At 71.9% G+C, this 20,699-nt stretch carries 25 protein-coding genes; 7 read left to right on the forward strand and 18 right to left on the reverse strand.

From position 1 onward, the window contains the following. Positions 1-95: 95 nt before the first annotated feature. Together ACZ6TB_RS18455 and ACZ6TB_RS18460 are read right to left on the reverse strand one after the other, a co-directional pair. On the reverse strand, positions 96-836 hold the full coding sequence (locus ACZ6TB_RS18455; protein ID WP_465555719.1) for a lysophospholipid acyltransferase family protein: 741 nt from the start codon (positions 834-836) through the stop codon (positions 96-98). An 89-nt stretch (positions 837-925) separates the two neighbouring features. Continuing rightward, a complete protein-coding gene (locus ACZ6TB_RS18460) occupies positions 926-1,846 on the reverse strand; it encodes a hypothetical protein (protein ID WP_465555720.1) in 921 nt (306 codons plus the stop codon). A gap of 67 nt (positions 1,847-1,913) precedes the next feature. On the opposite strand from ACZ6TB_RS18460, the gene ACZ6TB_RS18465 reads away from it, so the two are divergent. Then, positions 1,914-2,597 (forward strand): class I SAM-dependent methyltransferase, encoded by a 684-nt coding sequence (locus ACZ6TB_RS18465; RefSeq protein WP_465555721.1) that lies wholly within the window; start codon positions 1,914-1,916, stop codon positions 2,595-2,597. Here the strand turns inward: ACZ6TB_RS18465 and ACZ6TB_RS18470 are convergent, their stop codons facing one another. Next, the gene (locus tag ACZ6TB_RS18470; protein WP_465555722.1) at positions 2,598-3,308 is read right to left on the reverse strand and encodes a VOC family protein; all 711 of its coding nucleotides are present in this window, start codon (positions 3,306-3,308) and stop codon (positions 2,598-2,600) included. Between the two features lie 85 nt (positions 3,309-3,393). On the opposite strand from ACZ6TB_RS18470, the gene ACZ6TB_RS18475 reads away from it, so the two are divergent. Both ACZ6TB_RS18475 and ACZ6TB_RS18480 read left to right on the forward strand, forming a co-directional pair. Then, positions 3,394-5,676 carry a putative bifunctional diguanylate cyclase/phosphodiesterase gene (locus ACZ6TB_RS18475; protein WP_465555723.1) on the forward strand — a complete coding sequence of 761 codons (2,283 nt, stop codon included), beginning with the start codon at positions 3,394-3,396 and terminating at the stop codon, positions 5,674-5,676. A 175-nt stretch (positions 5,677-5,851) separates the two neighbouring features. Beyond that, a complete protein-coding gene (locus ACZ6TB_RS18480) occupies positions 5,852-6,304 on the forward strand; it encodes a GNAT family N-acetyltransferase (protein ID WP_465555724.1) in 453 nt (150 codons plus the stop codon). On the opposite strand, the gene ACZ6TB_RS18485 is transcribed toward ACZ6TB_RS18480, so the two are convergent. The 6 genes from ACZ6TB_RS18485 to ACZ6TB_RS18510 form a co-directional block, all read right to left on the reverse strand. Then, positions 6,297-7,277, reverse strand: coding sequence for a DUF6518 family protein (locus ACZ6TB_RS18485; protein WP_465555725.1), 981 nt, complete (start codon positions 7,275-7,277; stop codon positions 6,297-6,299). The two genes, ACZ6TB_RS18480 and ACZ6TB_RS18485, sit on opposite strands and share 8 nt — an antisense overlap. A 260-nt stretch (positions 7,278-7,537) precedes the next feature. Then, a complete protein-coding gene (locus ACZ6TB_RS18490) occupies positions 7,538-8,329 on the reverse strand; it encodes a DinB family protein (RefSeq protein WP_465555726.1) in 792 nt (263 codons plus the stop codon). Positions 8,330-8,368: 39 nt separating this feature from the next. Beyond that, the gene (locus tag ACZ6TB_RS18495; RefSeq protein WP_465555727.1) at positions 8,369-8,812 is read right to left on the reverse strand and encodes an SRPBCC family protein; all 444 of its coding nucleotides are present in this window, start codon (positions 8,810-8,812) and stop codon (positions 8,369-8,371) included. Between the two features lie 15 nt (positions 8,813-8,827). Beyond that, a complete protein-coding gene (locus ACZ6TB_RS18500) occupies positions 8,828-9,154 on the reverse strand; it encodes an ArsR/SmtB family transcription factor (RefSeq protein ID WP_465555728.1) in 327 nt (108 codons plus the stop codon). Continuing rightward, on the reverse strand, positions 9,154-9,600 hold the full coding sequence (locus tag ACZ6TB_RS18505; RefSeq protein ID WP_465555729.1) for an SRPBCC domain-containing protein: 447 nt from the start codon (positions 9,598-9,600) through the stop codon (positions 9,154-9,156). Before ACZ6TB_RS18505 ends, ACZ6TB_RS18500 begins: the two co-directional genes overlap by 1 nt. A 104-nt stretch (positions 9,601-9,704) precedes the next feature. Continuing rightward, positions 9,705-9,920 carry a hypothetical protein gene (locus tag ACZ6TB_RS18510; protein WP_465555730.1) on the reverse strand — a complete coding sequence of 72 codons (216 nt, stop codon included), beginning with the start codon at positions 9,918-9,920 and terminating at the stop codon, positions 9,705-9,707. A gap of 555 nt (positions 9,921-10,475) precedes the next feature. On the opposite strand from ACZ6TB_RS18510, the gene ACZ6TB_RS18515 reads away from it, so the two are divergent. After that, the gene (locus ACZ6TB_RS18515) at positions 10,476-11,432 is read left to right on the forward strand and encodes a tyrosine-type recombinase/integrase (protein WP_465555731.1); all 957 of its coding nucleotides are present in this window, start codon (positions 10,476-10,478) and stop codon (positions 11,430-11,432) included. Here the strand turns inward: ACZ6TB_RS18515 and ACZ6TB_RS18520 are convergent. Together ACZ6TB_RS18520 and ACZ6TB_RS18525 are read right to left on the reverse strand one after the other, a co-directional pair. Further along, positions 11,429-11,848, reverse strand: a complete 420-nt coding sequence (locus ACZ6TB_RS18520; protein WP_465555732.1) for an organic hydroperoxide resistance protein — start codon at positions 11,846-11,848, stop codon at positions 11,429-11,431. The genes ACZ6TB_RS18515 and ACZ6TB_RS18520 overlap by 4 nt on opposite strands. A 9-nt stretch (positions 11,849-11,857) precedes the next feature. Continuing rightward, on the reverse strand, positions 11,858-12,277 hold the full coding sequence (locus tag ACZ6TB_RS18525; protein WP_465555733.1) for a MarR family winged helix-turn-helix transcriptional regulator: 420 nt from the start codon (positions 12,275-12,277) through the stop codon (positions 11,858-11,860). A gap of 69 nt (positions 12,278-12,346) precedes the next feature. On the opposite strand from ACZ6TB_RS18525, the gene ACZ6TB_RS18530 reads away from it, so the two are divergent. Next, a complete protein-coding gene (locus tag ACZ6TB_RS18530) occupies positions 12,347-12,862 on the forward strand; it encodes a GNAT family N-acetyltransferase (protein WP_465555734.1) in 516 nt (171 codons plus the stop codon). Here ACZ6TB_RS18530 and ACZ6TB_RS18535 read toward each other — a convergent pair. Next, positions 12,789-13,604 (reverse strand): endonuclease/exonuclease/phosphatase family protein, encoded by an 816-nt coding sequence (locus ACZ6TB_RS18535; protein WP_465555735.1) that lies wholly within the window; start codon positions 13,602-13,604, stop codon positions 12,789-12,791. The two genes, ACZ6TB_RS18530 and ACZ6TB_RS18535, sit on opposite strands and share 74 nt — an antisense overlap. Positions 13,605-13,742: 138 nt before the next feature. Here ACZ6TB_RS18535 and ACZ6TB_RS18540 point away from each other — a divergent pair, with 138 nt between their 5' ends. Together ACZ6TB_RS18540 and ACZ6TB_RS18545 are read left to right on the forward strand one after the other, a co-directional pair. Beyond that, the gene (locus ACZ6TB_RS18540) at positions 13,743-14,198 is read left to right on the forward strand and encodes a heme-degrading domain-containing protein (protein ID WP_465555736.1); all 456 of its coding nucleotides are present in this window, start codon (positions 13,743-13,745) and stop codon (positions 14,196-14,198) included. Positions 14,199-14,239: 41 nt separating this feature from the next. Further along, positions 14,240-15,211: an NAD-dependent epimerase/dehydratase family protein gene (locus ACZ6TB_RS18545; RefSeq protein WP_465555737.1), complete on the forward strand. Its 972-nt coding sequence runs from the start codon at positions 14,240-14,242 to the stop codon at positions 15,209-15,211. Here ACZ6TB_RS18545 and ACZ6TB_RS18550 read toward each other — a convergent pair. The 6 genes from ACZ6TB_RS18550 to ACZ6TB_RS18575 form a co-directional block, all read right to left on the reverse strand. Then, positions 15,200-16,168 (reverse strand): pyridoxal-phosphate dependent enzyme, encoded by a 969-nt coding sequence (locus ACZ6TB_RS18550; RefSeq protein ID WP_465555738.1) that lies wholly within the window; start codon positions 16,166-16,168, stop codon positions 15,200-15,202. The genes ACZ6TB_RS18545 and ACZ6TB_RS18550 overlap by 12 nt on opposite strands. 10 nt (positions 16,169-16,178) lie before the next feature. After that, complete coding sequence (locus ACZ6TB_RS18555) at positions 16,179-17,036, reverse strand: sigma-70 family RNA polymerase sigma factor (protein ID WP_465555739.1); 858 nt, start codon at positions 17,034-17,036, stop codon at positions 16,179-16,181. Between the two features lie 123 nt (positions 17,037-17,159). Then, a complete protein-coding gene (locus ACZ6TB_RS18560; RefSeq protein WP_465555740.1) occupies positions 17,160-17,771 on the reverse strand; it encodes a response regulator in 612 nt (203 codons plus the stop codon). Beyond that, complete coding sequence (locus ACZ6TB_RS18565; RefSeq protein ID WP_465555741.1) at positions 17,768-18,880, reverse strand: sensor histidine kinase; 1,113 nt, start codon at positions 18,878-18,880, stop codon at positions 17,768-17,770. The genes ACZ6TB_RS18560 and ACZ6TB_RS18565 overlap by 4 nt, the downstream gene beginning before the upstream one ends. Positions 18,881-18,900: 20 nt before the next feature. After that, the gene (locus ACZ6TB_RS18570) at positions 18,901-19,680 is read right to left on the reverse strand and encodes an ABC transporter permease (protein ID WP_465555742.1); all 780 of its coding nucleotides are present in this window, start codon (positions 19,678-19,680) and stop codon (positions 18,901-18,903) included. Further along, positions 19,677-20,618 carry an ABC transporter ATP-binding protein gene (locus tag ACZ6TB_RS18575; RefSeq protein WP_465555743.1) on the reverse strand — a complete coding sequence of 314 codons (942 nt, stop codon included), beginning with the start codon at positions 20,616-20,618 and terminating at the stop codon, positions 19,677-19,679. The genes ACZ6TB_RS18570 and ACZ6TB_RS18575 overlap by 4 nt, the downstream gene beginning before the upstream one ends. Between the last annotated feature and the right edge of the window lie 81 nt (positions 20,619-20,699).

Consider the following 20,699-nt stretch of genomic DNA (forward strand, 5'->3'; position numbering starts at 1 on the left):
CGCCTCGCGTGCGCGTATAGGTAAGCAGAGCGATCCCTGCAGCGCGCGGATTTCGGCGTGCGATCCCGGCAGCGTGCGGAAAGCCGGCGTGCGGCTCAGGCGTGCGGGGTCGACTGCGGGCGCGGGCGCACCCGCGAAGGGTCCTCGGCGCGGGTCACGTCGACGAAGTTCGGCTCCTGCATCTCGCCCGCGCGCAGCTGCGCCAGGGTTTCGTCGATGCCGTCCATGATGAGCCGGGTCGCCTTCATCGCTCGGGCACCCGGCGTGCCGGTCACGCCGCTCAGGTCGATCGGTGTGTCCCCGAACCGCACGTGCACCACCGGCCGCCGCCACATCGCCCGGGCCAGCGATCGCAGAATCCCCTTCGGCGTCGTGTACGGCAGCACCGCGTGCGTGCCCCACTGCGCCACCGGCAGCACCGGCGCCCCGCTGGCCTCGGCCATCCGCGCCACGCCGGTCTTGCCGCGCTCCGGCCACATCCACGGGTCCAGGCCGATCCGCCCCTCCGGGTAGACCAGCACCATCGACCCCTCGGCGAGCGCCTTCGCCGCGGCCGGCAACGCCTCGGCGACCCGGGCGGTGTTCCGGTCGACCCGGATGTGCCCCGCCGCCCGCATCGCGGCCCCCGCCACCGGCGCGTCGAAGATGCCCCCGGTCGCCATGAACCGCGGCGCGATCCTCATCTTGTGACAGGCCGCCGTCATCACGACCGGATCGAACGGGCTGATGTGATTGGCGGCCAGAATCACCGCCCCCCGGCGCAGCGACGCCGGCACGTCCCCGCTGACCCGCAGCCGGCACAACGGCAGCACCAGAACCCGCGCCAACACGAGCATGAACCGCCACATGAACGGCGCCCGCCAGGTCTCACTCCCCATAAGGCCGCCAATAATCGCACGCCACCCACGTTCGGAGTGGCCCCGGCTCAGCTCCCGCCGCCCGCCTCACCCAGCTCCGCCAGCCGCGCCTCCACCTCGGCCAGCTCGGCCCGCAACCGCTGCGCCTGCTGCTCGGCCTCGGCCCGCTCGGCGGACAGGATGTGCTCCACCGCCTCCTGCACCCCGGGCACGTCGACCAGCGACACCATCCGCAGCGCCTCGGCGGGCCGCACCGTGTACGGCTTGGCCAGCACCTTCGCCCCCTGCGCGGCCGACACGGTCCACTCGCCCTCGCCGTACGCCAAGGTCACCGTCAGCGACGGCACCGGTTTCACCTTCGCCGGCCGGGCCGCCTTGCGGGGCGCTGCCTCTGCCACGTCGTCTCCACCCTTCCGCGGCGCGGGCGCGGGCGCGCCCGGCTTATCCTCGCGCGCCATCCCGTCGACCGGCGTGACCGCCGCGCCCTTCACCGCCGATCCCGCGACGGGCGACGCCGTGACGACAGACCTCGCGGCCCCAGGCTTCGCCTCAGCGGACAACGCGGCCGCCGGCTTCGCGGCCGCCCCCGAAGGCTTCGCTGCCGCCCCCGCCGGTTTCGCGGCCGCCCCCAAAGGCTTCGCGCCTGCTGCCCCGGGTTTCGCCGCCGCCACCCTCGCCGGCACCGGCTTGTCGATGACGAACTCCGGCATCGCCGGCGCGACCGGCGCGACCGGAGCCGCCGCCTTCTTGGCGGCCGCCCCCCGCGGAGCAACGCGCAGATCAGCAGGGGAGAAGGGCAGCTCATCCCGCCCGAACCGCACCACCACCCACTCATCGGCGACGGCCGGGTCCGCCAGCGCCACCACCTGCCCGATCTGCCCGGCGATCTGTCCCGCCGAGTCGGTGAACTGCACCTTGGGCCTGCGGCCCGCCGCGAGCGTGTCGCGGATCGTCGTCAGCTCCTGCGTGCTCAGCCCCGGGGCCGCCATCGGTACCCTCCCACATCGTTCGAACGTTTGTGCCAAAGTTCTACCAGGCGGCTACGACAAAATCCCGTTGCCCGCGCCGATAACGTCATCGACGTGGACCTGTTGGCGCAGCAACGCGAGTATTACCGGCACCGCGCCCCGGAGTACGACCAGTGGTGGCAGCGCCAGGGGCAGCACGGCCACCGGCGACGAGCGGGAACGCGCCGGCTGGTTCGCCGACATCGACCAGGTCGCGCACGCCCTCGACACGTTCGCGCCCACCGGCGACGTCCTCGAACTGGCCGCCGGCACCGGCTGGTGGACCGAACGCCTGGTCCGCCACGCCACGCACGTGACCGCCGTCGACGCGAACACCGAAACGCTCGAGATCAACCGCCGCCGCATCACCGGCAGGGCCGTCGACTACGTGCAGGCCGACCTGTTCGGCTGGACCCCGCCGCCGCGCGCCTTCGACACCGTGTTCTTCGCCTACTGGCTGTCGCACGTGCCCGAGGACCGCCTCGACGCGTTCTGGCGCCTGGTCACCGGCGCCCTGCGCCCCGGCGGCCGGATCTTCCTGATCGACAGCTACCACTACCGGCGCACCACCGGCGACCTGCAGCAACGCACCCTCAACGACGGCCGCCGCTTCGAGATCGTCAAACGCTACTGGCAGCCGCACGAGCTCGCCGCGCTGCCCGGCCTCGGCCTGACCGCGCAGGTCACCACCCATGGCGGCATCATCTGGGCGCACGGCACCCCCGAAACCTGATCACGGGCGCGGCGAACGGGCGGTCACGCAGTACTCGCGCCCGGCCGGGTCCCGCAACGTCGTCCAATCCCCGGGCACCCGCCGCACCACCACCGCCCCGAGCCCCACATGACGATCAACTTCGAGGTCAACGGCATCACAGGCCAGATCCAGATGTACGCCCGGAGCACCGGAACCCAGCCGTTGCAGGAGCAGCCGCAACGGCATCGCCGGGCCGCCCGACAGGAAACGGAACTCGGGACGGTCCGACCGTCCGAGCGCCCACCCGGTCATCGATGCCCAGAACGCGACTTCCTCCTCGTACGCGGGCAAAGGAATGTCCAGACACAGCTGGTCGACCGTGCTCGTCTGCCCGCCGGGCCAGCCGACCGGCGCCGGGCGGACCGCCTCACCGTGCCAGCGCACCAGGCAGAACCCGATGCCCGCGGGGGAGCGCAGCACCACCAGATCACCGGCGTCGTCGACGACCGCCGCACCGAACCCGGCCGCCTCCGCCGCCGCCGGCCGCACCTCGTCCACGTGCAGATCCAGATGCGCCCCCGGCCCGGTCACCTGCACCCGCAGGCACGCGTCACCCTCCGCCGGCACCAGCGTCGCGAACACCCCGCCGTCCCGGCGCGCCGACAACGTCGTACCCGTCACCGCCAGCCAGAACGGCTCGGCATCCCGCGACGGCGTATCCAGAAACCCGGTGATCCAACGAACCCGCACCCGCAGAACCTACCCATAAAGCTCAGATGAAAGCGCCACCCCGCCGATCAGGTCAGCACTGACGGATGAGGCGGGGGTTGGGGTCATGAAGTCCGGGACGCTCCGGCGCAACGCGTCCGTCGTCGCCTCCATCGGCGTGGCGGCGTTCGCCGTCGCCGTGTTCGCCGCGAACCTCGCCGGCCCGCACGGCCCGGCCGCCCTGCTGTGGATCGCCGCGCCCGTCTCCGCCGTCATCCCCGGCGTGGTCGCCGCCCGGGTCGCCCGCACCCCCGGCCTGTCCGCCGCCACCCGCCGCTTCTGGCGCGACCTGGCCCTGACCTGCGCGCTGGTCTGCCTCGGCGCCACCCTCAACGCCGGCGACACCCTGCTCGCCGACACGCCCACCCAGGAAATGTCGGTACCGACCGTCACCGCGTACGCCGGCGCCGTCCTTGTCCTGCTCTGGAGTTTGTGCCGCCTGCCCCTGGGCGTCACCGGACGCCGCGACCTGCTGCGCGTCAGCCTCGACGCCGGAACCGTGCTCGTCGGCGTGGCCGTGTTCATGTGGCACTTCCAGGCCCACCCGATGCTCGACAAGACCGGCTACCACAGCACCCCGCTGCTGATGGTCACCCTCACCGGCCTGCTCGAGCAGCTCACCGTCTTCGCCATCGTCAAGGTCACCCTCGCCGGCCGCGCCCACATCGCCCGCCGCTCCCTGCAACTGTTCGCCGCCGGCCTGCTCGGCGGCGGCCTCAGCAGCGTCGTCCAGCAGTTCATCGTCGGCCGCCCCGACCTCAACGTCGCCCAGCTCGTCATCCCGCTCGTCATGATCTGCGCGACCGCCGGCGCCGAACAGCAACGCCGCGCCCTCGCCGCCGGCGAAGCCCCGCGCGCCGCCACCACCCGCCCGTTCAGCCGCCTGCCCTACCTCGCCATCGCCGGCATCGACGCCCTGCTGCTGGTCTGCATCCTCGACGGCGACCGCGACACCCTCATCGTCGCGAGCGCCGCCGTGGCCCTCACCGGCCTCGTCGTCTGGCGGCAGCTCGCCGCGTTCCGGGAGAACGCCCACCTGCTCGACCGGCTCGACCACTCCGCCACCCACGACGCCCTCACCGGCCTGCCCAACCGGGCCCTGTTCCACCAGCGCCTCGACGCCGCCCTCGACCCGGCCCGCCCCGGCCGCCCGGTCAGCGTCGCCCTCATCGACCTCGACGACTTCAAAACCGTCAACGACACCCTCGGCCACGGCGCCGGCGACGCCCTGCTCATCGCCGTCGCCGCCCGCCTGTCGAACGCGGTACGCCCCGGCGACACCGTGGCCCGCCTCGGCGGCGACGAGTTCGTCGTGCTGCTCGACAACGTCACCGGCGCCGACGCCGAGGGCGCCGCCCGCCGCATGATCGCCGCCCTCGCCGAACCCGTCCTCGCCGACGGCCACGACCTGCTCGTGCGGGCCAGCATCGGCATCGCCACCGGCCGCGGCGGCGACGCCGGCGCCGACCTGCTGCGCCGCGCCGACATCGCCATGTACGCCGCCAAGAACGTCAGCGGCAGCGCCTACCAGCGCTACCGGGCCGGCATGGCCAACGCCGTCGCCGACACCGCCGCCACCGGCGCCCAACTGCAGCGCGCCCTCGCCGACGAGCACCTGTTCCTGGAATACCAGCCGATCGTGCACCTCGCCGACGGCCGCCTGCGCGGCGTCGAAGCCCTGGTCCGCTGGGCCCACCCGACCCGCGGCACCATCCCGCCCGCCGACTTCATCCCGGTCGCCGAACGCACCGGCCTGATCGTCCCCCTCGGCGACTGGGTGCTGCGATCCGCCTGCGCCCAGCTCGCATCCTGGTCTTCCGAGTACGGCTCGGACGCGCCCGGGATCCTCAACGTCAACGTGACCGCCCGCCAGCTGTCCGACCCCGGCTTCGCCGACCGGGTAGCGGCGACCCTGCTCGAAACCGGCGTCCCCGCCGCCCGCCTCACCCTGGAGATCACCGAAACCACCGCCGTCGAACTCGGCGCCGGCTCGTCGGTCGCGACCCTGCACGTGCTCCGCGAGATGGGCGTGCGGATCGCCCTCGACGACTTCGGCACCGGCCAGTCCACGCTCACCCTGCTGCACGAGCTGCCCGTCGACCAGCTGAAACTCGACCGCTCCTTCACCCAGGGCACCACCAGCGGCCTGCGCGACACCATGCCGGCCGCGGTGATCGCCCTGGCCCGCGCCGTCGACCTGGACATCGTCGCCGAAGGCGTGGAAACCGCCGACCAGGCATCCCGGCTGTCGGCGCTCGGCTACCACCACGCGCAGGGCTACCACTTCGCCCGGCCCCTGAGCGCCGACCAGCTCACCACCATGCTCGCGACGCCGGTACTGCAGGGCTGAACCCCCGGCTCTGCTTACCTATACGCGCGCCTGTCGCGCTCCACCCATCCGAGGGCCGCCAGCTGACCTCGGCAATCTCGGCGCCGGCCTTGACTCTCCCTCTGGACTCTCCCTCTTGACTCTCCCCCTGGGGGAGACCCCAAGCTGGACCCAGCCGAGCGGAGGGACGCGACGAGTGACCGACCAGATACATCTCCGGGCGGTCGAGGACGGCGACCTCGACACGCTCTACCGACACCAGACCGACCCGGAAGCCGTCGAGATGGCCGCCTTCCCCGCCCGCGACCGCGACACGTTCGACGCGCACTTCGCGAAAATCCGCGCCGACGACACCCTGACCGTCCGCACCGTCGAGGCGAACGGCGCAGTCGCCGGCTACATCTGCTCCTGGCCCGCCGACGGGCGGCACCTGATCGGCTACTTCTTCGGCCGCGAGTTCTGGGGCCGCGGCATCGCCACCACAGCACTGGCCCACCTGGTCGCCGAGATGCCCGAGCGCCCGCTGCACGCGCACGTGGCGGCCCACAACACCGGCTCGATCCGGGTGCTGAGCAAATGCGGCTTCCACCCCGAGACCAAATCCACCGCACCCGACGGAGTGGAGGAATTCCTGTACGTCCTCACCTGAACCCGGTAACCACCATCAGCACCCACCCGACCACCGCCACCGGCAGCGCGACCACCAGCACCAGCCCACGCCCGGCCCACTCCCGGGCGCCCCACCCACGCACCACCAGCACGGTCATCGCCAGGCCCAGCACCACCAGCAGCCCGGCGAACTCCAGCGGGCCGGCCACTCCGTAGGACGGGTCGCCGATCCGCAGCGCCTCGAGCGCCGCCTCCGCGAAGAGCACCGCCCCCGGCAGCGCCAATGCCACCCACCGCACGACCTCCGCTCGCCGCGTCGTCACCGCTCGCCGTTCCGTCTCCGGGCGCGGTGTCGTCTCGGGCCGTGATGGTGCCTCCGGCTGCGGTGTCGTCTCGGGCCGTGATGGTGCCTCCGGCTGCGGTGGCCTCTCCGGCCGTGACGGTGTCTCCGGCCGCCACAGCGCCTCTGGCACCCGCGGAGCCTCGACCGCCTGCGAAACCCCTGCATGCGGCGATGCCCCCACACCGAGCGCGGTTCCCGGCGGGGGAGATGCTTCCGACGAGACCTCTCGCCGCGGCTGTGCGCCACCCGACCGCGATGCTCCCGATGGCCGCGATGCTTCCGACAAAGCCCCGGCGTCCCGCGAAGCCCCCGACCCCCGGGCCAGCGCACCCCCCACCCCGAACACCACGCCCGCCACCAGCGCGAACCCCATCCACAGCAACGCATACGAGCCGTAAGCGTTGGCCAAGTCGTCATCCTGGATCAGGGTCGCCGCCACGTAGTACGACGGCACCGCCACCACCAGCATCAGCACCGCGGCGACGGCGCTGCCCCACCACCCCCAGCGCGCCCGGAAGGTCAGCCAGAACGCCGCCACCGCCCACACCGCGGTCGCATTGCCCAACCCGCCGAGCGGGAACGGCACGAACCTGATCCAGACGAAGTCGGCGACGCCCAGCAGCACCCCACCGGCCACACCCGCGACGGCCGCGTTCCGCGTGATCACCATGAGGGCCGATCCTAGGAACCCCGCCACCCGCCCCGCCTCCCGCTCAAGACGGATGCCGGCACCAGGGCGCCCCCACCGAAACGGTTACCGGCGCCGGGAGAGCCTCGGCCGAAACGGGATGCGAGCCCGGGGGGAGCCGAGGACAAAACGGACGCGAGCCCGGGGGAGCCGAGGACGAAACCGACGCGAGCGCGGGGGAGCCGAGGACGAAACGAACGTGAGCGCGGGGGAGCGGCGGACACCACGGCCAGAAGGGGCGCCTACTTCGACCCCACCTCCAGCACCGCCAAATCACGCTCGGCGAACATGCGATGCTGCCACTCCTCGTTGAGCACCACCTCCAGGCACTTGCGCACCGGGAAACTCCGCTCCGGCGGCCAGCCCGGACCCGCCACCGGCGTCGTCTCCGCAAGCAGGTCGTCGTCGGTCAGCGTCGACAGGTAAACCCGCACCCGCTCGAACCGGTCCCCGCGCAACGCCAGCGCCTCCGCCAGGGACGGCCGCGCCGAGCGGTCGTGGGGGACACCGGGCGTTTCCTCCATCTCGTCCCACGGCAGGCTCAACGCCGCCCACGGCGCCGGATCGCCCTCGATCGCGCGCAACACCCAGCACTCCGTCGCGAACGCCAGGTGCCGCAACGTCTGGATGAACGACCACTCACCGTCCACCGACTCGTGCAACAGCTCCGGATCCAGCCGCGACGCCCGCTCGACCGTGCCGGCCCACAGCCGATCGAGCGTCGCCCACGCCTCCCGGAACCCCTCCGCGGACGCCGGTTTCATCTTCACCATGTCGGGATGGCGGCGCTCCAGCTCGGCCCGGATCAACGGCCCGATGTCGACCCCGTTGATCGTCACCCGGCCGATCTCGCCGCTGATGTCGACGTTGTCGAGCATGCTGCCACGCAGCCGCACCCCGAGCAGGTCGACGCCACGCATCTCGGCGTCCTTGAACTCCACATTGCGGAACCGGGCCCCGGTGATCTCCACCCGCTCGAACACCGGACCGGACAGAGTGGTCCGCTCGAAGCGGACCCCGACGATGTCATCCATGCCGGGGACCCTAGCGACCGCGTACGACAGAAAAGCGAGTCAGTGCCAGTCGCTGATCGGCACATCCCGCGGATCCGGCGCACCCGCACCCGTCTCGATCAGCTGCTTCAGGCTCATCAGATACGTCGCCCACTTCGTCGAGCAGTGGTACATGAACTCCACCGGCTCCCGCCAGCCCTCATGCTTGAACAGCAGAATCGTCCAGTCACCGTCCTGCCGCAGCTCCCACCGCACGAACGTGCCGATCCACTCCGCCGGCCCGTCCACCACCTCCCACAACGCCAGCCGCCCCGGCTCGAGCTCGACCACCTTCATGTCGAACCCGCCCGGCACGAACCGGAACTCGATCACCCCGCCCGGCGCCGTGTCCCCACTGGTCTTCTCCGCCCACCACCCGGACAACCCGTCCAGCGTCGTCAGCGCCTCGTACACCCGCTCCGGCGACGCGTTCTCGACACCGATCCGATGAAGAATGTCTGCCATGATCCGTACGTCTCCCTACTTGGTCTTGTTCTGGATCGACTCGGCGATCCGCTTGATCCGCTGAAGCCGCGCGTCCCACGCCGCCCCCACATCCGCCATCTGCGTCACCGCCCGCTCGAGTTGTGCGAGATCGACGCGATACTGCTTCTCCCGGCCGGCCGGCGTCGCGTGCACCAGACCCACCCGATCCAGCACCACCAGATGCTTGGTCACCGCCTGCCGCGTCACCGGCAGATGCTCGCTGAGGCCCGTCGCCGTCCCCGCGCCACCGGACAGCAGAAGATCGAGCATCCGCCGCCGCGTCGGGTCACCCACGGCCGACCACAGCTCGTCGTCGACCATCACGACGCCGCCTGCACCTTCGCCGCGTACGCCGGCAGCCGGGGAATGAAGACGTCCCAGCCCGACACGTGATCCATGTACTCGGCCGCGACCGTCGCCTCGGCCCAGCCCCGCTCCCGGAACCCGGACTCGGTCATCTTCAGCCGCGTGCCACCCGCGAACGGCTCCAGCTCGAACACCACCAGGAACGAGTTGCCCTCGGCGGCCTGCTCACCCACCGCGTGGGTCCATCGAAAAGAGAACCGCAGCGGAGGTACGGCGTCCACGACCGTGAACCCGACCCAGTGGGGACCGAATCCGATCCGCCCCGCACCACCCGCCACGACCGGGTACTCGGCCTCGTCGGGCCACCACTCGCGCAGATGCTCCGGGCTGCTGACCACGTCGAAGACCACCTCGGGGGAGGCCGCGATGTGGATTTCCCGCTCCAGCGTGCCGAACTCCATGTGCCCTGCCACCTTTCGCAACCATCGGTTGCGTATGAAGGTAGCTCGACGGCATCAAAAGCGCAACCATCAGTTGCACGTACGGCGGGAAACGCCCGCGACACTCACCAGTCCAGCCCGACCCGCCACTCACTGCGGGGGAGCACCACATAGCGCTCACCGTCCCCGGGCGGCCGGCCCAGCGCGTCCTCGACCGCCCGAGCCCGCCCACGGCGCGCCGGCAGACCGGGACGCCGTTCCACCTCACCGACCAGTTGCCAGGTGCCGCTCGCGATCTCCTGGAGCACGACGTAGGACGGGCGCGCGTTCGTCTCGGGCATGGTGCTCATCCTCGCGCGCCACCGCCACCCCGGTTCCCGAGAATTTCTCAGGTCGATAATTGACATTATGTCAACTAGTACGGGAAGAGGGGTGGCGGACGAGCCGGGGCGAGAGTGCCGACCGGCGAAATCCTGACAGGATCGCGCTCACGGAACCCGACCAGCCAGAAGCCGAGCAGGTTTGCCGCCCCGGCGTGCGCCAAGGGCGCGACAAGAAGCCCGCACCCGCGGCGGCCACAAGAATTGGCGCGGCCGGTGCCGCGGGCCGGAACATGGTGATCGTCAGCAACGCCCCGCACTCGCCGCCCAAGCACGTGTGCTCGCACCGGAAACCTCGGGCTTGGTTCGCGCGACGGCCCGGGCCTCGGCACGGAAGCTCGAGCGGTATTGCGGACGCTCGACCGTTCGCGGAAGCCCGAGCGGTATTGCGCACGCGTGACCCTGCCCGAGCCGCGACGCGGACGCTTAGGCGCTCCCGGACGCTCAGGCTGCACCCCGCGAATCCGATCCGGATATCACTGCACAAATATATCTAAATGCTGCATAATATACCTTATGCAGGACGGACGGGACGTCGGTGTGGCGGGGCTGGTCGATGAGTTCTTGGCGGCCCGCGCCACGCGGAAACCGTCCGTGCACACGCTTGAGGCCTACCGGCGTGATCTGCGGGCGGTCCTCGACCTGATCGGCGACGGCAAGGATGTCACTCTGGGTGACCTCTCCCCTCGTTCGCTGCGGGCGGGGTTCGCGCGGTTTGCCGGGAGCCGGGCGCCGGCCTCGGTGGCGCGGGCCTGGTCGTCGTGGAATGCGTTCTTCACGTTTCTGGTGACCGAGCGGGTGTTGCCGGGCAATCCGATGTCGGGGGTCGACAAGCCGCGGCTGGCGGCCTACTCCCCCAAGCCGTTGCGGGGTGAGGACACGCCGGAGCAGTTGCTGTCGGCGGTGCGCAGTGCGGATGAGCGGCAGCGGGATCCGTGGCCGGAGCGGGATGTGGCGGTGCTGGCGCTGGCCTTGTGTGCGGGGCTGCGGCTGTCGGAGATGCTGGCGTTGCGCAGCGCCGACATTGTGGGGCGGCCCGGTGAGCGGCGGGTGGAGGTGGCCGGTAAGGGTGGGCGGCCGCGGGCGGTGCCGATCGAGCCGGAGCTGGATGCGGTGATCGAGCGGTATCAGGACAGCCGGCGGGTGCGGTTCGGGCGGGCGGGTCCGCGGGATGCGCTGCTGGTGGATCGCCAGGGTGCTCCGCTGCGCCGGGGTGGGTTGCAGTATCTGGTGGAGTCCTGTTACCGGCGGGCGGGCGTGACCGATCGGGTGCCGCGGGGGGCGCAGTTGCATGCGTTGCGGCATACGTTCGCGACGCGGCTGGCGGAGGACGGGGCGAATGCTTCGGAGATCATGCGGTTGCTGGGGCATGCGTCGTTGACGACGTCGCAGGGGTATATCGAGGTGACGGCGGCGCAGCAGCGCGCGGCGGTGCGGGCGAACCGCACGAACCGCGCGCTGCGGGAGATCTAGGCGAGCGAGAGCTGCACGTCGATGTTGCCGCGGGTGGCGTTGGAGTACGGGCAGAGCTGGTGTGCGGTCTCGAGCAGGCTCTGCGCGGTCGCTGGGTCGACGCCGGCGATCTCGGCTTCGATGGTGGCCTGGAGCTGGAAGCCGCCCTTGTCGTTGGGGCCGACGCCGATGTCGATGGTGACGGCGGTGTCGGTGAGGGTGACTTTGGCGAGGCGGGCGGCGGCTTTGAGGGCGCTGTGGAAGCAGGCGGCGTAGCCGGCGGCGAAGAGCTCCTCGGGGTTGGTGAGGTCGCCGCCGGGTCCGCCCATCGCCTTGGGGACGGCGAGGTCGAAGTCGAGGACGCCGTCGGCGGAGCGGACGTGGCCGTTGCGGCCGTCTCCGGTGGCGGTGGCGGAGGCGGTGTAGATGGCTTCCATGGGTTCCTCTCAGTTGGCTCGGATGCGTCCGAGCAGGTCGTGCAGCTGGCGGTATTCGTCGAGGGTGAGGCCGGCGGCGCAGGCGATGCGCTCGGGTACCTCGGACAGTTGATCTTGCAACGAGGCGCCGGCGGGGGTGGGCGCGATGACGACGGTGCGCTCGTCGGTGGTGCCGCGGCTGCGGCGCAGGTAGCCGGCTGTTTCGAGGCGTTTGAGCAGGGGTGACAGGGTGCCGGAGTCGAGGCGCAGGGCGGTGCCGAGGTCGCGGACGGTGATCGGGTTGCGGTGCCAGAGGACGCGCATGACCAGGTATTGGGGGTAGGTGAGGCCGGCGTCGTCGAGCAGCGGCCGGTAGAGGGCGGTCATGGCGCGGCTGGCGGCGTAGAGCTCGAAGCAGATCATGTGTTCGAGTCCGGTGGTGGCCTCCATGCCGGTAATCATTGCGCGCAATTTGGTTGTGCACAACTTACGTGGCGATGATCACCACCCTGTGTGATCATGCGAGGCGTGCCGGAGATTCGTTTTGTGAAGCTCTCCCCCGCCGCGCTGACCGCCCTGATCGAGGGCGACCTCGGCCGGGCGAGCGAGGCCGCGGGCATCGCCCTGAGTCAGTACCTGGCCGACGAGAGCTGGCTGTGGGAGATCCGTCTCGAGCAGATCCGGCAGGACCCGGAGAGCGCGGACTGGATCGCGCGGGCGGCGGTCACCGAGCCGGACGGGGTCGTGGTCGGGCACGGCGGGTTCCACGGGCCGCCGGACGCCGAGGGGATCGTCGAGGTGGCGTACTCGGTGGATCCGGCGCACCGGCGGCGCGGGTACGCCAAGCAGATGCTGGCGGCTCTGCTGGCGCGCACCGACGCGGACCCGGCGGTGTCGGCGGTACGGGCGAGCATCCGCCCGGACAACGCGGGCTCGCGGGCGACGATCGCCGGCTTCGGGTTCAGGAAGGTCGGCGAGCAGTGGGACCCGGAGGACGGCCTGGAGGACGTGTATCTGCGTCCAGCTGCACGATGAGCGGCCGGTGGTCGGAGACGGGCGGGTGCGGGGTGGCGACCTGAACGACCCGGCCGACGTCGAAGCGCGGGTCGGTGAGGATGTGGTCGAGCTGGGCGCGCGGTGACGGGCTGGGGAACGTGGGCGCCTTGGCCAGGGGTTTCCAGCCGGTGACGGCGCGGACCGGGCCGGTGGGCATGTTGAGGTCGCCGAGCAGGATGCGGGGGCCGGGCAGGGTGCGCAGGGCCCGGACGGCGTGGCGCAGTTGCCGCAGGTTCCAGCCGGGCACGAAGGACAGGTGGGTGGTGGCGACGGTGAGCGGCCCGGCCGGGGTGTCGAGGACGGCGGCGAGCAGCACCCGGGGTTCGTCCTTGAGCATGCGGATGCCGTCGCCGGTGTAGACGGGTGAGCGGATCGGCGCGCCGGGCAGGGCGGTGATCTGCCAGCGGATCACCGGGTAGCGGCTGACCAGGGCGATGCCGTAGAGCGGGTGGGCGTTGTCGTCGGCGGAGCTCCACGGGTGCCAGGTCTCCCCCGGGGTGCCGACGACGGCGGCCGCGAACCGGTGGGTGGGTGCGCCGAGGGCCTCGGCGGCGATGGCGGTGAGGTCGAGCAGGCCGCTGCGGGGCTGGGCGCGGTCGACCTCCTGCAGGCCGAGGATGTCGGCGTCGAGGTCGGCGATGGCGTCGTGCACGCGGGCGGCGTGTACCGTCCCGTCGGACAGTGACCGGCCGTGCAGCAGGTTGAAGGTGGCCAGGCGCACGAGTACCGACCCTAGCGGAACGGGGTGATCCAGCGATGTTCGCCAAGTTGCTGTGCTGCTCGGCGTTGATCTTCGTGGCGGGGGCGATGCTGGGGCTCTGGCTGCAGAAGGTCCGCAAGCCCAGGGAATGATGGGCCGATGGAACTGATCAACGAGCTGGAGCGTCAGGAGCAGGATCTCGTCCTCGACCGCTTCGACAACGAGGACGCGTGGCGGCTCGGCGCGCTGCTGTGGGAGCTGGCCGGCGACCGGCCGGTGGCGATCGACATCCGGCGGGGCACGCAGCAGGTGTTCCACGCGGCGAAGAACGGCGCGGTGGCCGACAACGACCGGTGGATCGAGCGCAAGGTGCGGGTGGTCGAGCGGTTCGGGGCGTCGTCGTACCTGGTCGGGCGCCGGCTGGCGGCGAAGGACCAGGAGCTGAACGCGGGGATGGGCCTGGATCCGGCGGACTACGCCGCCCACGGTGGCGCCTTCCCGATCAGGATCCGCAATGTCGGGGTCGTCGCCGTCGCCACGGTGTCCGGACTCCCCCAGGCCGACGACCACGCGCTCGTCGTCGAGGCGCTCACCAGGTTCTGCTCTCAGCGATAGAAGCTTCCGCCGGGAAAGCGCATCGGGCATTCTCGATCGCCATGAAGCTGCTGATTCTGGGCGGATCGGGATTCGTCGGCCGGGCGATCGCCGAGGAGGCGGTCGCCCGCGGCGACGACGTGACGGTCCTCAACCGTGGTCTGCGCGACGCGGTGCCGGGTGTGCGGGTGCTGACCGGTGACCGGCTGGCGCCCGACGGGCTCGCGGCGTTGCAGACCGGCGACAGCTGGGACGCGGTCGTCGACACCTGGTCGGCGGGCGCCGGGGCGATCGGTCGCGCGGCGCGGCTGCTGAGGGACAAGGCCGGGCATTTCACGTACGTGTCGAGTCGTTCCGTCTATCGCTGGGGCACGCCGCCGCCGCTCACCGAGAGCGCGCCGCTGGCCGATCCGAAGGAACCGGGCTACGCCGGTGACAAGGTGCGTGGCGAGATGGCGGCGGCCGACTTCGGTGGCCCGGTGCTGTTGGCCCGGGCCGGGCTGATCCTGGGCCCGGGCGAGGACGTGGGGCGGCTGCCGTGGTGGCTGAACCGGCTCGCCCGCGGCGGTCCGACGCTGGCGCCGGGGCCGCGGATCCTGCCGTTGCAGTACATCGACGCCCGCGACCTGGCGATCTTCACCCTCGACGCGGCGGCCGCGCGGATCCAGGGCCCGTTCAACGTGGTCAGCGAGTCGGGGCACACGACCATGGGTGAGCTGCTCGACATCGCCAACGAGGTGACCGGCCGGCGGGCGGTGCTGCGCTGGACGGACCCGGCGGTGATCGAGGCGGCCGGCATCCAGCCGTGGACGCAGCTGCCGATCTGGCTGCCGCCCGGCCCGGACCACGACTTCCTGCACCGCGGCGACGTCTCCCGGGCGCTCGCGGCGGGGCTGCGGTGCCGGCCGGTGTGGGACACGGTCGCCGACACCTGGACGTGGCTGCGGTCGCTGCCGGGTGGGGCGCCGCAGCGCACCGACCGGGACCAGGTGGGCCTGGACCCGGCGGTGGAGGCGAAGGTGTTAGGCGAGTAGCGACGCCAGCCGGGCGGCGCCGACGTTCCCCCCGGAGAGGATCACACCGATCCGGGCGGGAGCGGGCGTGAGCCGGCCGGCGAGCAGGGCGGCCAGGCCGGAGGCGCCGCTGGGCTCCAGGACGGTCTTGAGGCGGTCGACGGCGAAGCGCAGCGCGTCGCGGATCTCGTCGTCGGTGACCAGCACGATGTCGTCGACCAGGCGCCGGTTGACCGAGAAGGTGAGCTCGCCGGGGATCGGGGCGGCCTGCCCGTCGGCGATGGTGCGGGGCACCGGGATGGTGACCCGCTCCCCCGCGGCGAGGGAACGTTTGGTGTCGTCGCCGGCTTCCGGCTCGACCCCGATGACCTTGATGCCGGGCTGCAGGCCCTTGGCCGCGGTGGCGCTGCCGGCGATCAGCCCGCCCCCGCCGACGGGCACGACCAGCACGTCGAGGTCGCCGACGTCCTCGAGCAGCTCGAGCGCGGCGGTGCCCTGCCCGGCGATGACGTCGGGGTGCTCGTACGGCGGGATCAGCGCCAGCCCGCGGGAGGCCGCGAGCTCGGCGCCGATCTGTTCGCGGTTCTCGGTGTACCGGTCGTAGGTGATGATCTCGGCGCCGTAGCCGGCCACCGCGTCGAGCTTGGCGGCCGGGGTGTCGGCCGGCATCACGATCACCGCGGTGCTGCCGACCTCGTGGGCGGCGAGCGCGACGGCCTGCGCGTGGTTGCCCGACGAGTAGGCGGCGATCCCGCGGGCCAGCTGGTCGGGGCTGAGGCGGGCGATCGCGTTGTAGGCGCCGCGGAACTTGAACGCGCCGACCCGCTGCAGGTTCTCCGCCTTGAGGTACACCCGGCCGCCGACGAGCGTGTCGAGGGTGCGGGAGCGGAGCACGGGGGTGCGATGTGCCGCCCCCGCGATCCGCTGCGCCGCGTCCCGGATGTCCTGCAGCTCCACCACGCTCACTGAAGAGGTCACGCCCGCGATATTAGGCAGCCTTGCGCAAGCCCTGCGCGTCGGTCGCCGACAGGCGGGTGGCCAGGGTGCTGCGGGCGGCGATCTGCGCGGCGTAGACGGCGCGGCGGCGGGCGACGCAGCCGTCCTTGGCCTTGCCGGTCTCCTGCTGCTCCATGTGGGTGGCCAGGCCGTCCTTGAGCAGGGCGAGGGCCTCGGTGCGCAGCTGCGACACGCGGGACTCGGTGACGCCCAGCTCGCCGGCGACCTCCGACAGCGGCCGCTCCTGCAGGAACGACGCCTCGACGACGAAGCGCAGCCGCTCCGGCAGCACGGCGACGGCGTCGTGCAGGTAACCGATGCGCTCGCGGTGCAGCAGCATCTCCTCCGGGTTCAGGGAGGTCTCGGTGACCATGTCATCGGCCGAGCCGGCGGCGAAGCCCTGCAGCGACAGGACGGCGGCGCGCTGCACGTCCTCGTCGACGGTGGCCAGCTCGGCGACCGCGACACCGAGCAGCTCGGCCAGCTCGGTCGGGGTCGGGGTGCGGCCCAGCTTGGTGGTCAGCTCCTGCCGGGCGGTGTCGGCGCGGCGGGCACGGGAGCGCACCGAGCGGGTGGCCCAGTCCATGCCGCGCAGCTCGTCGAGCAGGGCGCCGCGGACGCGGACGGCGGCGAACCGGCCGAACGGGATGCCGCGGGACGAGTCGTACGCCCGGACCGCCGTCACCAGCGCGGTGTAGCCGGCCGAGGCCAGGTCGTCGCGGTGCACGTGGGGCGGAACCTTGAACAGCATCTCGCGGACCATGTGGCCGACCAGAGCCATGTTCTCCCGGATCAGCGTCTCCTGCTCGGCGGTGACGGAGCGGGTGACGGTCGTCGTAGCGGCGCTCATGTTCGGTTCCCCCCTGTGTGGTTGCAGGGGGAACTTTTCGCGTCGCCGGGTGCAACGAACGGTCACTCATGGTTGCGGCCCGGTTGCATCGGGTCCGGTTTTCTCAAGCCGGGTGGAAAACCCTCAAGAAAGCAGCCAGCCGTTGTCCAGCGCCAGCCGGACCGCTTCGGCCCGGGTGCGGGCCCCGGTCTTGCCGATCGCCGAGGACAGGTGGTTACGCACAGTTCCCTCGGAAAGGCGCAGGTCACGGGCGATGTCGGCGACCGTGCCGCCGTCCCGGGCGGCGCGCAGCACGTCCGACTCCCGTTCGGTCAGCGGGGACTCGCCCTGGGCCAGGGACTGGGCGGCGAGCTCGGGGTCGACGACCCGCAGGCCCTCCTGCACCCGGCGGACGGCGTCGGCGAGCTGCCGGGCCGGGGTGTCCTTGACGATGAACCCGGACGCGCCGGCCGCCATCGCCTGGCGCAGGTAGCCGGCCCGGCCGAAGGTGGTCACCATCAGCACCTTGACCTTGGGCAGGTGCCGGTGCAGCTCGCGGGCGGCGGCGACCCCGTCGAGGCCGGGCATCTCCACGTCGAGCAGGGCGACGTCGATGTCGTGGTCGCGGGCGGCGGTCAGCACCTCGTCGCCGCGGCCCACCTCGGCGACCACCTTGAGGTCGGGCTCCATGTCGAGCAGGGCGGCCATCGCGCCGCGGACCAGGGCCTGGTCGTCGGCGAGCAGCAATTTGATCATGTGGGGACCTCCACCCGTACCCGGAATCCCGGCCGGCCGTCGCGGCGACCGACCGTCAGTTGCGCGCCCAGCGCCTCGGCCCGCCGGCGCAGCCCGGCCAGGCCCTGCCCGTCGGTCCCCGGCGGGGAACCGGCGCCGATCCCGTCGTCGACGATCTCCACACAGCCGGGGGTGATCACGACCGAGGCGTGCCGGGCCCGGCTGTGCCGCACGATGTTGGTGACCGCCTCCCGGATCGTCCAGGCGAACAGCTCCCGGTTGCGGCTGGGCACCTCGTCGGCGGCCCCGGGAAGGGTCGCCTCCACGTTCGCGGCGGCCAGGGCCGCCCGGGCGGCGGCGATCTCGCCCGGCAGGGAGATGCCGCGCACCCCCATCGCCGTGGACCGCACGTCGGCGAGGGCGTCGCGGGCGAGGCTCTCCAGGTCGGCGAGCTCCTTGCGGGCCCGGTCGAGGTCGACGTCGAGCAGCCGCTGGGCGAGCTCGGCCTTGACGGTGACGACGGTCAGCGAGTGGCCGAGGATGTCGTGCAGGTCGGCGGCGATGCGGGCCCGCTCGTTCTGCACGGCCAGGTCGGCCAGCTCCTGCTGGGTGGCGGTGAGCCGGCTCTGCCGCTCGGCGGCGAGCCGGATGCCGTAGGTGGCCAGCGAGCCGAGCAGCACGGCCAGGCCGTAGCCGTTGTCGTGCCAGCCCGGCACCAGCGCCGGCAGCGTCTCGGAGAACGCGGTCAGGAACACCGCCAGCGAGATGCCGAACGGCAGCGGCAGCGCCACCATGCCGAACGCGGCGATGTACACCAGGCAGGACAGGGCGTGCGCGCCGGCGCCGGGGACCGTCAGGCCGAACAGGCCCAGCATGACGGCGATCCCGACGGCGGCGCGCATCACGTACGGGCGGGACCGGACCGGCGAGCGGCGCACGATGCTGGCCAGCCGGACCATCATCAGGTAGGAGATCGCGAACGCGACCAGCGCGACGATCCCGACCGTACGCCAGAGCATGTTCTGCTGTTTGAGCAGCGCGTTGAGCGGCTCGGTCAGGTAGAACAGCCACACCGCCGCGAAGAGCCAGCCGTAACGCCGGCCCCAGTCGCGGCGGTCGGTCTCGTCCATGGCCACTGACGCTACCGGGCTCAGACGCGGGCGGTGTCGCGGCGGAACCGCCACATCGCGCCGACCGCGAAGATGGTGGTCCAGGCGACCACGTTCAGCACGGCCAGCCACAGGTTGCCGTCCTGGGTGAGCGGGTAGCGGGCGATCTCGCCGACCCCGTAGACCGGGGTGAACTTGGCGATCGTGGCGAAGGTGTGCCCGAAGGTGTCCAGCGGGGCGAACAGGCCACCGGCGAACGACAGCACGGCCAGCACCGGGCCGAGGATCTGCATCACGTTCTCGCTCGGCAGCAGGTAGCCCATGAACAGGCCGAACGCGGCGAACACCAGCGCGCACACCCAGGCCAGGATGCCGCAGAAGATCCAGGCGTGAGCCGGCAGCCTCGCCCCCGAGACCGAACCGACGAGGAAGGCCACGGCCACCGACACCAACCCGATGATCATCGCGAGGACGAGCTTCACGGCGATGTAGGCGACCGGCTTCAGCGGGGTCAGACGCAGCTGCCGGCTCCACCCGGCGGCCCGCTCGATGCTGACCATCGCGCCGCCGCTGGTGGTGGCCAGCATCGCGCCGTATACGGCCATGCTGACCAGGATGTAGCCGGTGACGTTGCCGCCGCCGACCGTCTCGTGCCGATTGGCCGCGTTGGTGCCGAAGAGCAGGAAGAACGCGGCGGGCATGACCAGGGTGAAGATGACCGTGCGGCGGTTGCGCATCATCCGCCGCAACTCCAGCTTGATCATCCCGATGTTGAAGCCGCCGAACTTCGGGAGGCTGCGCTCCACGGACAAGGTGGTCATTTCTGGTCTCCGGAGGCGTCGTCGGCGGTCAGGGTCAGGAAGGCCTCTTCGAGGTTCCGCGAGGTGATCTCCAGGTCGCGGGCCTCGGTCGAGTTGAGCAGGTAGCGGGCGATCTCGTCGGTGTCGCGGCCGTGCAGGTAGACGGTGTCGCCGCGCACCTCCGCGGTCTCCACCCCGCCGATCGCCAGCAGCTCGGACTCGGCCGCGCCGGGCAGGGTGGCGCGCACGGTGCGGCCCGAGGCGAGGGCCTTGACCTCGGCGGCGGTGCCGTCGGCGACGATCCGGCCGCGGCGGACGAAGACCACCCGGTCCGCGTACGCGTCGGCCTCCTCCAGATAGTGGGTGGCGAAGATGACCGTGCGGCCGCCCTGGGCGTCGCGGCGGATCGCCTGCCAGAAGTCGTGCCGGCCGCCGACGTCCATGCCGGTCGTCGGCTCGTCGAGGATCAGCAGCTCCGGGTCGGGCAGCAGCGCCATCGCGAACCGCAGCCGCTGCTGCTGCCCGCCCGAGCACTTGCCGACCAGGCGCTTGCCGATGTCGGCGATCCCGGCCCGCTCCAGCGCCTCGGGAACCACCGACTGCGGCTTGCCGAACAGCACCGCGGTCAGCTTCACGGTCTCCTCGACCGTGTAGTCCTTGAGCAGGCCACCGGTCTGCATGACGGCGGACACCAGGCCCAGCGCGACGGCGTCGTGCGGCTTGCGCCCGTACACCTTCACCGAGCCCTCGGTGGGCTGGGCGAGGCCGAGCAGCATGTCGACCGTGGTGGTCTTGCCGGCGCCGTTCGGGCCGAGCAGCGCCACCACCTCGCCGGGGCGGATCTTCAGGCTGATGCCGTCGACGGCGGTCACCGCGCCGAAGCGCTTGACCACGCCGTCGAGGTCGACGGCCGGTTCCGCGGTGCCGCGGGCCGTGATGTCTGTGGCGGTGAGGGTCATGGACACATCGTGTCCCGGCCGGCACCAGCGGCGAGGGGCCGCGCGTCATCTCGTCGCCATGACATCCGTCAGGGGTCGCCG

The organism is Actinoplanes sp. NPDC051537 (assembly GCF_055586105.1).

Coding starts and splice junctions, on each gene's coding strand:
- ACZ6TB_RS18455 (WP_465555719.1), bottom strand. CDS start 836: ATGCTCGTGTTGGCGCGGGTTCTGGTGCTGCCGTTGTGCCGGCTGCGG.
- ACZ6TB_RS18460 (WP_465555720.1), bottom strand. CDS start 1,846: ATGGCGGCCCCGGGGCTGAGCACGCAGGAGCTGACGACGATCCGCGAC.
- ACZ6TB_RS18475 (WP_465555723.1), top strand. CDS start 3,394: ATGAAGTCCGGGACGCTCCGGCGCAACGCGTCCGTCGTCGCCTCCATC.
- ACZ6TB_RS18485 (WP_465555725.1), bottom strand. CDS start 7,277: ATGGTGATCACGCGGAACGCGGCCGTCGCGGGTGTGGCCGGTGGGGTG.
- ACZ6TB_RS18490 (WP_465555726.1), bottom strand. CDS start 8,329: ATGGATGACATCGTCGGGGTCCGCTTCGAGCGGACCACTCTGTCCGGT.
- ACZ6TB_RS18495 (WP_465555727.1), bottom strand. CDS start 8,812: ATGGCAGACATTCTTCATCGGATCGGTGTCGAGAACGCGTCGCCGGAG.
- ACZ6TB_RS18500 (WP_465555728.1), bottom strand. CDS start 9,154: ATGGTCGACGACGAGCTGTGGTCGGCCGTGGGTGACCCGACGCGGCGG.
- ACZ6TB_RS18505 (WP_465555729.1), bottom strand. CDS start 9,600: ATGGAGTTCGGCACGCTGGAGCGGGAAATCCACATCGCGGCCTCCCCC.
- ACZ6TB_RS18510 (WP_465555730.1), bottom strand. CDS start 9,920: ATGCCCGAGACGAACGCGCGCCCGTCCTACGTCGTGCTCCAGGAGATC.
- ACZ6TB_RS18515 (WP_465555731.1), top strand. CDS start 10,476: ATGCAGGACGGACGGGACGTCGGTGTGGCGGGGCTGGTCGATGAGTTC.
- ACZ6TB_RS18520 (WP_465555732.1), bottom strand. CDS start 11,848: ATGGAAGCCATCTACACCGCCTCCGCCACCGCCACCGGAGACGGCCGC.
- ACZ6TB_RS18525 (WP_465555733.1), bottom strand. CDS start 12,277: ATGGAGGCCACCACCGGACTCGAACACATGATCTGCTTCGAGCTCTAC.
- ACZ6TB_RS18530 (WP_465555734.1), top strand. CDS start 12,347: ATGCGAGGCGTGCCGGAGATTCGTTTTGTGAAGCTCTCCCCCGCCGCG.
- ACZ6TB_RS18540 (WP_465555736.1), top strand. CDS start 13,743: ATGGAACTGATCAACGAGCTGGAGCGTCAGGAGCAGGATCTCGTCCTC.
- ACZ6TB_RS18545 (WP_465555737.1), top strand. CDS start 14,240: ATGAAGCTGCTGATTCTGGGCGGATCGGGATTCGTCGGCCGGGCGATC.
- ACZ6TB_RS18555 (WP_465555739.1), bottom strand. CDS start 17,036: ATGAGCGCCGCTACGACGACCGTCACCCGCTCCGTCACCGCCGAGCAG.
- ACZ6TB_RS18560 (WP_465555740.1), bottom strand. CDS start 17,771: ATGATCAAATTGCTGCTCGCCGACGACCAGGCCCTGGTCCGCGGCGCG.
- ACZ6TB_RS18565 (WP_465555741.1), bottom strand. CDS start 18,880: ATGGACGAGACCGACCGCCGCGACTGGGGCCGGCGTTACGGCTGGCTC.
- ACZ6TB_RS18570 (WP_465555742.1), bottom strand. CDS start 19,680: ATGACCACCTTGTCCGTGGAGCGCAGCCTCCCGAAGTTCGGCGGCTTC.
- ACZ6TB_RS18575 (WP_465555743.1), bottom strand. CDS start 20,618: ATGACCCTCACCGCCACAGACATCACGGCCCGCGGCACCGCGGAACCG.